This is a genomic window from Nannocystis sp. RBIL2 (genome assembly GCF_026626745.1).
GTDB lineage: Bacteria > Myxococcota_A > Polyangia > Nannocystales > Nannocystaceae > Nannocystis.
In genome coordinates this window covers 4985786-4998403 of sequence record NZ_JAPNJW010000002.1, presented here as the reverse complement: position 1 = coordinate 4998403, position 12618 = coordinate 4985786, and the positions used below count along the sequence as shown (strand labels likewise).

The 12618-nt window shown below is 70.7% G+C and carries 10 protein-coding genes; 4 read left to right on the top strand and 6 right to left on the bottom strand.

All coding sequences use genetic code 11. The features are described from left to right. Nucleotides 1–47: 47 nt before the first annotated feature. Complete coding sequence (locus OV090_RS44730) at nucleotides 48–1862, bottom strand: IgGFc-binding protein (RefSeq protein ID WP_267711083.1); 1815 nt, start codon at nucleotides 1860–1862, stop codon at nucleotides 48–50. Between the two features lie 274 nt (nucleotides 1863–2136). Between OV090_RS44730 and OV090_RS44725 the strand changes: the two genes are divergently transcribed. Beyond that, nucleotides 2137–3156 (top strand): YdcF family protein, encoded by a 1020-nt coding sequence (locus OV090_RS44725; RefSeq protein ID WP_267711082.1) that lies wholly within the window; start codon nucleotides 2137–2139, stop codon nucleotides 3154–3156. A 168-nt stretch (nucleotides 3157–3324) separates the two neighbouring features. On the opposite strand, the gene OV090_RS44720 is transcribed toward OV090_RS44725, so the two are convergent. From OV090_RS44720 to OV090_RS44705, 4 genes are all read right to left on the bottom strand, one after another. Then, the gene (locus tag OV090_RS44720) at nucleotides 3325–3720 is read right to left on the bottom strand and encodes a hypothetical protein (protein WP_267711081.1); all 396 of its coding nucleotides are present in this window, start codon (nucleotides 3718–3720) and stop codon (nucleotides 3325–3327) included. A gap of 174 nt (nucleotides 3721–3894) precedes the next feature. Next, nucleotides 3895–4761, bottom strand: coding sequence for a hypothetical protein (locus OV090_RS44715; protein WP_267711080.1), 867 nt, complete (start codon nucleotides 4759–4761; stop codon nucleotides 3895–3897). A 161-nt stretch (nucleotides 4762–4922) separates the two neighbouring features. Beyond that, nucleotides 4923–6608, bottom strand: a complete 1686-nt coding sequence (locus tag OV090_RS44710; protein ID WP_267711079.1) for an IgGFc-binding protein — start codon at nucleotides 6606–6608, stop codon at nucleotides 4923–4925. Nucleotides 6609–7451: 843 nt separating this feature from the next. Next, nucleotides 7452–8222 carry a hypothetical protein gene (locus tag OV090_RS44705; RefSeq protein ID WP_267711078.1) on the bottom strand — a complete coding sequence of 257 codons (771 nt, stop codon included), beginning with the start codon at nucleotides 8220–8222 and terminating at the stop codon, nucleotides 7452–7454. A 435-nt stretch (nucleotides 8223–8657) separates the two neighbouring features. On the opposite strand from OV090_RS44705, the gene OV090_RS44700 reads away from it, so the two are divergent. The 3 genes from OV090_RS44700 (at nucleotide 8658) to OV090_RS44690 (ending at nucleotide 11475) form a co-directional block, all read left to right on the top strand. Continuing rightward, nucleotides 8658–9290, top strand: a complete 633-nt coding sequence (locus tag OV090_RS44700; protein WP_267711077.1) for a DUF4331 family protein — start codon at nucleotides 8658–8660, stop codon at nucleotides 9288–9290. Between the two features lie 9 nt (nucleotides 9291–9299). Then, nucleotides 9300–10091: a DUF4331 family protein gene (locus tag OV090_RS44695; RefSeq protein WP_267711076.1), complete on the top strand. Its 792-nt coding sequence runs from the start codon at nucleotides 9300–9302 to the stop codon at nucleotides 10089–10091. A gap of 73 nt (nucleotides 10092–10164) precedes the next feature. Further along, nucleotides 10165–11475, top strand: coding sequence for a hypothetical protein (locus tag OV090_RS44690; RefSeq protein ID WP_267711074.1), 1311 nt, complete (start codon nucleotides 10165–10167; stop codon nucleotides 11473–11475). A gap of 294 nt (nucleotides 11476–11769) precedes the next feature. On the opposite strand, the gene OV090_RS44685 is transcribed toward OV090_RS44690, so the two are convergent. Continuing rightward, nucleotides 11770–12582 carry a hypothetical protein gene (locus tag OV090_RS44685; RefSeq protein ID WP_267711073.1) on the bottom strand — a complete coding sequence of 271 codons (813 nt, stop codon included), beginning with the start codon at nucleotides 12580–12582 and terminating at the stop codon, nucleotides 11770–11772. Nucleotides 12583–12618 lie beyond the last annotated feature (36 nt).

Genomic DNA, 12618 nt, shown 5'->3' with positions numbered 1-12618 from the left:
GCCCACAGGGGCATGCCCTTCAGGACATGTATATTCTTATAAAAGAATCACATCGGCGTCGGGTTGACGATCTTGGTGCCGGTGCCGCCGAGGTACGAGTAGCTGTCGTGCTGGTCCCAGCCGACGACGATGACGCTGAACGGGACTTCGCCGCCCTCGAGGACGTGGACGCCGTCGCCGAGCGGGACGCGGGCGACCTCGTAGTCGCTGTCGGCGACCGGGTTCCACTGGGAGTCGGGGATCGGGACGCCGTCGATGGTGACGGTGGCGCCGGCCTCGCGGGTGAACACGCCGACGTCGTTGATCCACGTCGCGGGCACGAGGATGACGTAGCGCGGCAGGAACTGCTCGACCGAGGGGATCTGCACGGCCGCGGGGTCGCCGATGCTGAAGAACTGGTCCGGCAGGTTCTCGGCGCCGGTCATGTAGTTCATCACGCCGATCGGCTTGTCGGCGGTGATCTCGAAGTCACCCGGCTCGGCCATGGGGCCGCCGGCGTAGAACTCGACCACCTCGCCCTTGTCGAGGATGATCGGGTTGGGCGGGAGGCCGGTGATCTGGGCGTCGGCGTTGAGGGTGACGGTGGTGCCGTCCTCGGCGCCGTAGATCTGCCACAGCGACGGCTCGGGCGCGTTGACGCTGCGCACGGCCGTGCGCGCGCCGATGAAGTGCTTGCCCCACAGGCGCACGCCGCTGATCTGCTCCTCCATGTGGTCGCAGCAGCAGACGTTGGCCGGGATGAGGGCGCACTCCTGCCCGGCGAACAGCATGAACGGGGTCTCCTTGGCGCTCTCGAAGATCGTGCCGGTCATCGAGGTGCCGAGGCTCTGCACCGCGACGCTGAGCACGTCGCCCTCGTTGAGGGTGATCTCGAACGGCACGCCCGGCTGACCGGCGGGCACGCCCGAGCCCGCGGCGGTGGTGGTGCTCGGCGTGACCTTGATCTTGGTGTTGTCCATCACCGCGACCGCGCTGGCGTAGCTGTGCTGGAAGGTGTTGGTGTTGTCCATCATCGACGTCCACGCGATCACGTGGTTGATCGAGTCGAGGCCGGTGACGGGGTACAGCATCGAGGCGTCCGACAGGTACGAGGCGGAGCCGTCGACGGGGTTGAACTGGTAGGCGATCACCGGCACCGTCGACTTGACGCGGTAGGCGAAGCCGGGCGCGAGCTGGCTGTCGTCGGTGTGCTGATCGGGCAGGTTGAAGGTCTGCAGCCCGAGCGCGTTGATCGGGGTCGGGCCGGCGATCATGTTCCACACGCCGCCCTGCTTGCGCTCGATGGTGATCGTGGCCTGCTGGTCCTTCTGCACGTTGGCGACCGCGACCGCGAACTGGCCGGTCTCGGCGGAGTCGTGCGAGTCCATGTCGAGGGCGTAGAAGGCGCAACCGACGGTGCTCTTCGACAGCTCGGCCTGCTCACAGGTCTCGGGGATCTCGCCGAAGAAGGGGTCTTCACCGGTGGTCGAGTCGCCGGTGGTCGTGGTGGTGTCGACGGTGGTGGTGCCCTGCGTGGTCGTGGTGTCGACGGTGGTGGTGCCCGGGCCGGTGGTGGTGGTGTCGGGGCCGGTCGTGCTCGTCACCGGGGTGTCGGTGGTGCCCGGACCGGTCGAGGTCGGACCCTGCGTGGTGCCCGTCTCCGTCATGCCCTGCGTCCCGGTCCCCTCGGTCGGCGGGGTGGTCGTCGGCGTGTCGGTGTTGCTGGCAGCGGTGGTCCCCGGGTCGGTCGTCGCCGTGGTCGTCCCCGCAGACATCGTCGCGACGTTGGTCGCGGAGCCGCCTCCGTTGTCGCCGCACGCAGCGAGGAGCGAGGCCGCGAGGGCTGCCGAGGTACACGCGTTCATACACAGGCGATGCGTCATGGCGGCAGCGTAGGGGCTCCCCCTCGCGCTCGTAAAGCAGATATCGCCGTCGGGGCGGCGAATCTCGGGGCGCTGGAGCGCGCGGCGAGGTCGCGCACGCTAGCGAGCGCTTCACTTGGGGATGTTCGAGGAGACATGTCCCAAGGAGCATGGAGGTTTCGTCGTTTTGCTCGACCTCGGCCCGCGCGCAGCCGGCCGGCGCAGACGAGGTGTTCCACCCGATCGCCGGCCGCCGGGAATGTCGGCGCGCGCCGGCGCGTGGTAGGGGGTGACGATGCGCTCCGACGCCCAGGACGGCCCCCGCGCTCGCGCCCGCGCGTGGCTGCCGGACACGGCGCTGGCGTTGGGGGTGTTCGTGGCCCTCAACGTGCTCGGCGCCGCGATCGCGGGGCCGCGCTTCGACGTCACGGGGGCGTGGATCAGCCTGCCCGAGGGGACAGGTTCATCTGTCTTCAAGGCCATGTTGTCGGCGACTCTGATCGCCCGCGGGCTGGGGCCTCTGCGCCGGGGGTGGGCGCGGGTGCTGGCAGTGGTGTGCCTGCTGGCGGTCGCGCTGGCGGCGGCGTGGGACACCGCGGTCTACTTCGCGCTGCTGCTGGGCGGGCGGATCGCCACGCCGCTGCCGTTCCCGAGCTCGGTGCTGGTGCTGGCGCTGTCGCTGGCGCTGGCGGTCACGGCGGCGCGGTCGGGGCCAGCGAGGGTATGGTCTTCGGGACAGGTGGCGCGCAGCCTGGCGACGGCGGCGGGGGTGGCGTGCGCGCTGCCGCTGCTGCTGATGCTGACGTTCGGCCCGACCCGCTACGCCCGCGAGGCCGACGCGATCGTGGTGTTCGGGGCGCGGGTCTACAGCGACGGGACGCCGTCGCTGGCGCTGGCCGACCGCGTCGACGAGGGCATCCGGCTGTACCACCGGGGGCTGGCGCCGAGCTTGATCATGAGCGGGGCGATCGACGAGGACCACGGGGTCTCGGAGCCGCAGGCGATGAAGGCCCGGGCGATCGCGGCGGGGGTGCCGGCCTCGGCGATCGTGCTCGACGAGCTGGGAGTCGACACCGCGGCGACGGTCGAGCAGACTGCCGAATGGTTGCAGCAGCGCGGGGTGCGACGGGTGCTGGCGGTCAGCCATTATTATCACCAGCCGCGGGTCAAGCTGCTGTTCGAGCGCGCGGGTGTGCTGGCCTACACGGTGCCGGCGACGATGAGCCGGCGATTGCTCAAGGAGCCGTGGTTCGTCGGGCGCGAGGTGCTGGCGTACTATGCGGCGTGGCTGTCGCCGTTCCTGCCGGAGCGATAGCGGAGCGCGCGAGGTGGGAGCGGAGGCCCGCGGCTCGCCCGCGGTCGCGCGCGCGGAGCAGTCCGACCCTCCTTCACCGATCCGCACCGCCACGTGCGCTAGCTCGGCGCATCCTCGCAGCGATAGGTGCCAGCGCTCACCGCAGGGTACGGCGCGGCGCCCGTCGCCTCAGCCGACAGACCGCCGCTTGCGGACGAACCAGCGAATGATGTCGATCACGGTGCCCACGCCGAGGCCGATCGCGCCGAGCATCAGGAACGTGGCGACGGCCGCCAGGTCTTCGAAGCCGCCGGTGTTGGGTCCGGCGAAGGCGCGGATCAGCAGCACGTAGCCGAGGAGCAGTCCGACCTGCGCCAGCAGGAAGCCGAGGCGGGCGCCGAGAAAGCCGAACACGACCGGCACCGCGGCGATGAGCGACAGCGACAGCGCCGCTCCGCGCAGGGTCTCGAGCGTCGGGCCCTGGCCGGTGTTGAGATAGGCGGCGAGCATCGCCAGGCCGGTCCACAGCGCCGCGGTGACGAGGAGGACGAGGAGCCAGCGCGGACTGAGGGCGGGCGGGACCATGATTCGCAGTCTAGCGCCGGCGCATCCGCGCGCGAGCGGCCGTGGGTGGCGGTCACGCGAGAGGCCGTGCGTGGCGAACACGCGCGGTCCGGCCTCTCGCGGGCTGGCCGCGCAGGTCGCGGGCGAGAGGCCGTGCGATGCGTGGGCCTCCGCGGTCGAGGCAGCGCCTCGCGGTCACGCCTGCGCGCGGTCACTCGCGGGGTGCGAATCGCCGCAGAGCTCCGCGACGGCGTCGGCGATCAGGTGCTGCCAGGCGTCGACGAGGCAAGCGTGGTGGGCCGCGGCGTCGAGGCGGCCGTGATGGGCCAGCAAAGCGGTCGACGGAGCGGGCGCGGGCGGTTCGGCGCGCATGGCCGCGGCGTGCATGTCGCGCGCGAGGGCGCGAACGGCCGACCGCACGGTCTCGCCGCCTTGCGTGACTGCCCAGGCGACTGTGGCCCACGCGAGGGCGGCGTGTTCGGCCTCGTCGTCGGCGATCCTGGCGAGCCCGGCGGTGACGGACGGATCGGTGCAGCGCCGGGCCGCGCGCGTGGCCACCAGCGCGGCGATCGTCTCGCCGACGCAGCCCTCGACGAACGTGTCGCAGGCGAGGCGGACGAGCTCGGCGGTGTAGCTGCAATGACCGGCGCCGAGGGCCTTCGTGGCGGCCTCGTCGAGGTGTGCGCGCGCGCCGGGCGGGGCCTCCGCGGACTTTCGCTCGGGGTCGACGATGCCGTGGATCGCGGCGGGGCAATCGAGCGACTTCGTCAGGTCCGCGGTGCGCTTTTGGGCCTCTTCGAGGGTGCCCGACCAGGTGCCGGACGGGCAGGTCGGTCGCGGGTATTGTGAAATGGGTGGCTCTGCGATCGGAGGGGATGGCGGGTCCGGCGGGTCGGACGGCGGCTGGGGGCTCGTCGTGGGCTTGTCGACCGCGACCGGCTCGACGGCCTTCGGCGTGGGGACAACCTCGGAGGTGCCGGGCGACGCGCAGCCTGCCGCGGTGAGCAGCGAGACGGAGGCGACCCGCAGGCGCGCCCGGAGCGTGAGGATGTCGCGAATCATCGCTGCGACTCTATCGCGGCACCACGAGCGATTGCACGCGGAGGCATGAGTCTGCCGCGCTCGCGCGCCGTGGAGCGCGAGCGGACCCGCGGCTGGTTCGCCTGTTGGATACCGGTTTCTCGGCGCCGGAGTGTCGCTCGCCGACGAAGCGAAGGGTCGCGTCACCCCGGTGGTTGGTTGATCTCGCCGAGGCTGAGGCCTCCGGGGTAGGCGTAGCTGATCCGGCAATCGTAACCATAGACCTCGATGCCGAACTTGACCGACTGGCTGCGGATGTCGTGCGGGCCGTCGGGGATCAGGAAGCGCGCGTAGGCGAGGTCGCCGACGCCGAGCGGGGTCGGCGAGGGCAACGCTGTGCCGTCGAGCTCGATCGTGTTCCAGCCGGCCTCGGGGGCGACCACGGTGAGCATGTCCCAGCCGTAGGTCTCGGGGGTCAGGAAGGTGTAGCTGCTGCGGTGCTGGGCGGTCGGCGGGATGAAGGTGATCGCGGGGTCGCCGAGCTCGGTGGTGTCCTGCGAGGGGATGTCGCAATTCTTGGAGATGAAGGCGCCGGGGTACTCGGCGTCGTCCTTGGGCCCGTGTGATTGGTCCTGGCTCAGCATGTAGTGGGCGACCATGAACGCCTCGGTGCCCTCGACGCGGAACGACGCGGCGGTGAGGAGCTCGTGGAACTGGCCCTCGTCGAGCGTGACCTCGTCCTGGTGGTCGCCGGTGAAGGTGAGGACGGTGCCGTCCTTGTCGGCGATGAAGCGGTAGAGGTCGGGCTCGTCGCTGCGCGGGCGGAACTTGACGACCGCGTAGTCCTTGCCCCAAGCCGTGCGCGGCGGGACCTGCTCCTCGAGGTAGTCCTTGTAATAGTTCATGCCGGGGCCGGGCAGGCTCATCGCCGGCGAGCCGGTCATGACGGCGACGGGGGCGGTGCTGCTGACGCGCATGCCGGTGAAGTCGGCGACGCTGCCGCTCGGCGAGACGATCCGCAGCGCCTGCTGGGCGTCGACGGTGTGCGTGCTGCTGCCGCCGCCGGCGAGGCCCGGGACGCCGCCGCCGGCCTCCGTACCACCCTGCATCCCGGTCGGCATCTCCACGGTCACCTCGTTTCCGTCGACCATGCTGACGATGCTGACCCAGCTGGCCGAGAAGTCGCTGTTGTGATAGCTGGGCACCAGGTAGTCCTGGCCCCACGCGTGCGCCGGGAGCAGCAGCGAGGCGTCGGCGGTCGCCACCTGCGACGACGAATACGGGCTGAACTGATAGGCGACCACCGGCACGTCGCTCTCGAGCCGCAGGACCTGCTTGAGGACGCCGGTCTGCACCGGCATGGCGTGCTGCGTCAGCGCGGCCGAGAGGGCCGGGAGGATGAAGGTGTGAAGCTGCTTGGGCGCGACCGCTGCGGCCTCGATCACCTCGCCGGCTGCGCCGTAGAGGGTGACGTTGGCGTCGACGTTGCCGCTGGTGTTGGCGGCGACGACGGCCCACGGCAGATCGGTGCCGCTGTCGCCGACTGTCGGCGCGAACAGGCAGCCGGCGCTGGTCAGGTTCATCGCCGCGAGCTCGCAGGTGCTCTCGTCGACCGGGCCGGTGTCGTTGATGTCGGGCATCGCCCCCAGGTCGAACTTGGCTCCCCCGGTGGTGCTCGTGCCGGTCGGGCTCGCGGTGGTCGAGGTGGTGGGCAGACCCGCGGTCGAGGTCGAGGTCGATGACTCGGTGGTGCCGGGGCCGGTGGTCATCTCGGTGGTGGCGGGGAGCGAGGTCGTGCCGGTCGTCGTGCCGCCCTCGGTGGTGGCGGCGGGCGCAGCGGCGCAGGCGCAGACGAGGACGTGGAGACCCAGGGATAAGCTGCGGCGCATGTGCAGATGGTAGGCCGAACGCCGTCTGGAGGCGATCGCCCCGCGGGTGATTTCGTACCTGACCGAAGGTTCATGCGCGCAGTCGAGCGCGGGCCGAGATGTTCGCCATACGAGGCGGTCCGGCAGTTCCGGGGCCGCTGCGAGCGGACGACTCGATGAGCGGGCGACGAACGGGGCCGAGCGCGTCCCCCCGCGGACGACGAAGGCCACGCCGCGATGACCACGGGAGCCGAGGCGCGGCTGCGCCACGCGCAGGCGTTCCGCGTGTCGCCGCGCTCACGCGGACTGGCGAGGAGGAAGCCGAGGGCGACATGCGTGGCAGTGCGCGTCGGCCGACGCCGACGCCGCGACGCCTCTGCCGGGAAAATCTTGGCAAACGATCCGCGTCACGACCGACCGAGGCAAGCTCGTTGCTGTGCTCGCTGTCGTGGGTGCCCAGCTGGGTGGCGACGAGCGGGTCCTATTATTAAGGGATCGCCGATGGCACCGACGTCGGCTGCTGCAGACGCTGGGCCGTGCCGACATTCCTCGCCGTGGACCGCGGAAAGGTCGTGATCCTCGCCGCAGTGCCCGAGCTACAGCGGCCGGGAGCACGCGGCGCAGACCGGGAGCTCGCGCTGTGGTCGGCCGCATCGCCCTGGTCGCGCGAGTCGGGTCCCGTCGCGGAGCGCGCCGAGCGCGGCGGGCGTCGAGCTGCAGGGAGCCGACCTCGCAGTCGATTGCCCACACCCGACATTGCGGTGAGGCCGAGGGGCCCCGTAAAAAAGCACACGAGCGCGACGACCTCGTCGTCGCGCTCGCGTCATTCGTCCCAGGCGCGCGGGCGGGCCCGCGCGGCGATCGTCACTGGATGACGCACACGCCGGCGCCGCCGGGGCCCGCGTGCGGGCAGTGCAGCTCGTCGTCGGTCGCCGCGACTCCTGCGTGGTACAGGCGGCAGCCGACGGTGTCGCCGTCGACGTCGGCGCTGGTGCCCGGGTACCAGTGGCCGCACTGATCGAGGCAGTCGGCCTCGTCGTTGTACATGTTGAGGTCGGCGGTGCAGTTGGCGAAGTAGTCGGTGCAGTAGTCGTCGCAGCTGGGCGCGCCCGCGTCGACGCACACGCCGGCGCCGTTCGGGCTGGCATGCGGGCAGTGCTCGTTGGCGTCGACGGTGCTGGCGACCGTCACGTGGTAGAGGCGGCAGCCGAGCGTGTCGCCGGCGGTGTCGGCGGGCGTGCCGACGGGCCACTGGCCGCACTGGTCGAGGCAGGCCTGCATGTTGTCGTACTCGGCGAAGTCGGTGCACGCGTCGAGGTAGATCCCGCAGTACGCCTCGCAGGTGACCTCGCCGCCGGTGGTGGTCGTGTCGGTCGTCGTCGTGGTGTCGTCGGTCGTCGAGGTCGGCGTCGTCGGGGACGTCGTCGTCGTCGTGTCCGGCCCGGTCGTCGGATTCTCGGTATCCGTCCCGGTGGTGGTCGTCGTGGTGCCGTCCGTCGTCGTGTCCGTCGTCGCGTCGGTGGTGGCTTGCGACGTGCCGTCGGTGGTGGACTCGGTGGTCGTGTTCCCGTTGTCGCCGCAGGCGACGAGGCCGAGAATCAGCGGGGAGATGAGAATCCAAGCTGCCTTACGCATCAGGAGCATCCTTCGCAGGTGTGGTCCGCGAGGATATCGTAACGGCGCCGCGGAAGTTACACGCTCCGAACCGGCCCGTCGGCCGCGCGCTTGCGCTTCGCAAGGTTTATGAATGTGCGGTCGAATGCTCGTATTCGGTCGGTGAGTCCCGGCAAAAAATTTGTCGAGCCTGCTGCCGATCCGATCGGTCGTCCTGTTCGTACGGCCCTGTTGGCCCTCATCGGCCGAGGTGGGGCGTACCCGGCGCGAGCGCGGCCGATTTCGCCGCCCGCGTCGCGCGAATGAGCGGAGGCGCGTCGTCGCCCGAGAGAATTTCGTGTTCGCCGTGTCGGCCGCAGATCCAAAGCACCCGCGGAGGAGTAGGATGCTTTCGACTTGACGACGGTCGCGGCTCTGGCGGGCCCGACCGGACGAGGAGGCTCGATGTACAAGAACTTGAGAGCGAAATCTGGGCTGGTGATCGTGGCGGCTGCTGCGATCTGCGGGGGGAACTGGTGGGCGTCGAACGTCCGCGCGTCCGACCACGACGAGTCTCCGCTCGTGAAGATGGACGCCGCGCAGGACATCACCGATGTCTACGTGTTCGAGAGCGGCGCCAACAAGACCACGATCATCGTCTGTTGGGCCGGCTTCAACGACAGCCGCCCGCAGCCGGACGACTCGGCGCTGTACGACGGCAACGCCTTGTACGCCATCAAGGTCGACAACGACGGCGACAACGTGGCGGACCTGACGTTCTACTGGCGCTACGGGACCAACGCGAAGGACGAGATCGGCATCCAGTGGACGGGCATCCCCGGCACGGACGTGCCGGCGGTCGGACCGGTGGAGTCTACCTTCGACGCCGGACAGTTCGCGCGCGTGTGGACGGGCCACGCCGACGACCCGTTCTTCTTCGACGCGCAGGGCTACCTCGAGGGGCTCGACACCGCGGCGGTGAGCTTCGACAGCAAGCGCGACTTCCTCGCCGGGTTAAACGTGACCGCGGCGGCGATCGAGATCGACACGGACGTGCTCACCGGCGGGAACCCGATCCAGGTGTGGGCGACCTCCGCGAGGAAGGAGTAGGAGGCCACCATGAAGACTTACGTGACCATCCACGCAGTTCTCGCGACGGCGCTGCTCTTCGCGCCGGCGTGCGGCGACGACAAGGGCAGCACCGACACCGACGCCACGACGACCACCAACGAGACGACCGACACCACCGCGTCGACCACCGACACCACGGGGCCGACGGGCACGGTGACGACGGAGGACGAGACGGCGACGACGACGACGACGACGGCGCCGACGACCACCACGTCGCCGACGACCACCAACGGCACGACCGACACCGGCGGTGACGACGGCTTCGTGTTCCCGACCGAGCCGTTCGACGCGTACACGCAGATCGACCGCCACGGCGCGGTCGAGGCCGGGACGGCGGGCATCGCCGCGGCGCAGGGTCTGGGCTTCAACATGGGCTCGGACATCTCGATCCGCGACGACTACAACGCCAGCAACCCGGTCGAGGACGCCGCGGGCATGTGGCTGCCCGAGATCGGCGCGAGCATCACGTTCTTCCACGACGCGTTCGACGACGACCTGATGATGCTGAACCTCGTGCCCGCGACCGTGCAGGAGACGGTCGACCAGGCGGGGCCGGTCATCGTGCCCGACACGATCAAGTACGATCCGAGCAAGCCGACCGGCTACCCGAACGGCCGCGCGCTCACCGACCCGGTCGTCGACATCACGCTCGCGGCCGTGCTGCTCAAGCTCGGCCCCGATCAGCCGCTGACGCTGTTCGCCGACCTGCCGCTGAACCCGCCGGAGAACGACGTGCCGTTCAAGGCGGAGTTCCCGTTCCTGGCGCCGCCGCACCTGTAGGCGGCGTTTGCCGACGGCTCCCCGGTCGTGCCAACCTCCGGGGAGCCGCCATCGAGGCCTCGCAGCGACAGTCATGGACCGCAAAACGATCCTCGTCTCGGCCGTCCTCGCGTTCGGTGTCTCGGCCCTCGTGTCGCACTTCTTCTTCCGCGGCGAGACGTCTGCGCCGTCGATCGTCGCGCCCGAGGCGCGGGCCGCGACCGCAGGTCCGAGCTATGCGGCGCTGCTCGACGAGCTCGATCGCCGTATCGACGGTCTGCAGAAGCGCGCGGACGGTCGCTCCAGCGACTGGCTGACGCGGATGCACCTCGGCTCGGCGCTGCTCGAGCGCGCGGGGCTGACGAACCAGATCCACGACTTCGCCCGCGTCGAGGCGGTCCTGGACGACGCGTTCTCGATGGCGCCCGCGGGCAGCGGCCCGCTGCTGGTGGCCGCGCGCTTCAACTTCGCGATTCACCGCCTCGGCGAGGCCGAGAAGTACCTCGACATGATGGACCGCCGCGCGGTGCCGCGACGCGACGAGCAGACCAGCGCGCGAGTGCTGCGCGCGGAGATCGCCGTGCAGCGCGGGCAGTACGAGGCCGCGTTCGCGGAGCTCACCGCGGTCGCCGCGGCCTCGCCGGTGGCAGCGACCGCCGAGCTCGCGCTCTATCACGCGAAGACCGGCGACCCGGCCCAGGCCGAGGCGCTGTTGGAAGCAGCGCTGCAGGCCACCGGCCCCAACGATCCGCGCCGCAGGGCGTGGATGAAGCTGCAGCTCGGCGTGGTGGCGATGGAGCGCGGCGATCTGCGGCTCGCGCTGAAGCACCTGCAGGAGGCCGACAGCGAGCTGTCCGGCTGGTGGCTGGTGCAGGAGCACATCGCGGAGATCCACAACCGTCGCGACGATCACGCGCGGGCGATCGAGATCTACGAAGCGCTGGTCCGCACCGCAGATCTGCCGCAGCACATGGACGCGCTCGCGGGCCTGTATCGCCACACGGGCGAATCACAGCGGGCCGAGGAGCTGATCGCGCGAGCGGCCGCGCGCTGGGAGGAGCAGCTGGCGCGCTTCCCGGAGTCGGCCATGGGTCACGCGCTGCAGCACTACCTGCAATTCGGACCGGCGGCGCGGGCGCTCGAGCTGGCGCAGGCCAACCACGCGGCGCGCCCGGGCGGCGACGCACAGGTGGCCCTGGCGCAGGCGTATCTGCAGACGGGTCAGCCGGCCGAGGCGCTGGTGCTCGCGGAGCAGGCGCTCGGCTCGCCGTATCGCACGCCCCGGCTGCACGACGTGGCCGCGAAGGCCCACGCCGCGCTGGGTCACACGCAAGCGGCCGAGGAGCAGACGGCGCTGCTGCTGGCGATGAACCCGCGGTATTCGAGCGACGACCACGCTCACTGACCGCGGTCGCTTCCCTTTTAAAAAAGGAAGTGGAGATCTCCCGCCCCGGTTTCAGGGCGCTCTCGGCAGCGTGGCGATCGATCCGCGTCACGCGCGTGCATGGATCCGAGATCGCGTCCACGTCGAGTCCGATCTCTTCCGCCGCGGCGTGAACTGTCCGATCGGACATGTCCTGAAGTTTTACACGGCCAGACGCCGCCGAAGCTCCTCACTGCGCGGCGATGTAGGCCTCGAGCGCCGCGCGGAACAGTCGATCGAGGAGGGCGACGGCGTCCGGGACGAGCTCGTCGCCGTTCAGCAAATCATCGTACCCGCCATCACCCGCGAGTACCAGCGGTCGCGGTCGTGTTCGGCCGCGTGAATGGGATAGACGGCCTGGCGCCGCAGCTCGAACAGCTCGCCCAGCGCCTCATGCGGGCCGGCCAGGCAGCGCTGGACGGCGAGGCAGGCGATTCTTGCGCCCTCCCACGCGTAGGCGCGCTCGTTGAGCGCGGGGTCGGTGCCGGCGGCCTCGGCCGCGTCCGCGCTGCGCCTGGCGGACCGGTCGGCTTTCTCTGCCAGTGCATCGAGCTCGCGATCGATGTGCTGCTTGCGGTCGAGGTCGTCGGGCGCGAGAGTGCGGAGCTCGGCCAGGCGCGCGACCAGCAGATCGCGCGTCTCGTCGTCGCAGGCGCCGCGCAGCTCGTGCAGCAGGTCGGTGGCGTAGTCGAGCGCGAGCCGGGCGGCCAGCTCCCTGGGCCACGGGAGCCGGGCCGTGACCGGGGCAGTGAGCTCGAGGCCTTCGTCCCACGCCTCGGCGAAGGCGATCGCGTCGAGGATCGACCACCGCGGCTCGCGGCCCACGGCGTAGCTGGCGCGGCCGCGGGTGAAGGTCCACGCGAGGGCGCGGCCGTGGCGGAGGAGGGCGGCGCGCGCGAGCAGCGGCCCGGGGTCGTCGTCGTCGACGCCGAGCTCGTCGTTGAGCTCGACGAGCGCCTGGGCGACCCGCTCGAGCTGCGGCAGGGTGAGCGCGTGGGCCCGGTCGATCGCCAGCAGCGCGGCGGGATCGTCGGCCTCGAAGGCGGCGGCGATCTGCTGCTCCAGGGCCTCGTCGCTCAACGGCGTCATGCTGAATCGAGACGATAGCCGGCGCCCGCGACGGCG

Coding starts and splice junctions, on each gene's coding strand:
- OV090_RS44730 (WP_267711083.1), bottom strand. CDS start 1,862: ATGACGCATCGCCTGTGTATGAACGCGTGTACCTCGGCAGCCCTCGCG.
- OV090_RS44725 (WP_267711082.1), top strand. CDS start 2,137: ATGCGCTCCGACGCCCAGGACGGCCCCCGCGCTCGCGCCCGCGCGTGG.
- OV090_RS44720 (WP_267711081.1), bottom strand. CDS start 3,720: ATGGTCCCGCCCGCCCTCAGTCCGCGCTGGCTCCTCGTCCTCCTCGTC.
- OV090_RS44715 (WP_267711080.1), bottom strand. CDS start 4,761: ATGATTCGCGACATCCTCACGCTCCGGGCGCGCCTGCGGGTCGCCTCC.
- OV090_RS44710 (WP_267711079.1), bottom strand. CDS start 6,608: ATGCGCCGCAGCTTATCCCTGGGTCTCCACGTCCTCGTCTGCGCCTGC.
- OV090_RS44705 (WP_267711078.1), bottom strand. CDS start 8,222: ATGCGTAAGGCAGCTTGGATTCTCATCTCCCCGCTGATTCTCGGCCTC.
- OV090_RS44695 (WP_267711076.1), top strand. CDS start 9,300: ATGAAGACTTACGTGACCATCCACGCAGTTCTCGCGACGGCGCTGCTC.
- OV090_RS44690 (WP_267711074.1), top strand. CDS start 10,165: ATGGACCGCAAAACGATCCTCGTCTCGGCCGTCCTCGCGTTCGGTGTC.
- OV090_RS44685 (WP_267711073.1), bottom strand. CDS start 12,582: ATGACGCCGTTGAGCGACGAGGCCCTGGAGCAGCAGATCGCCGCCGCC.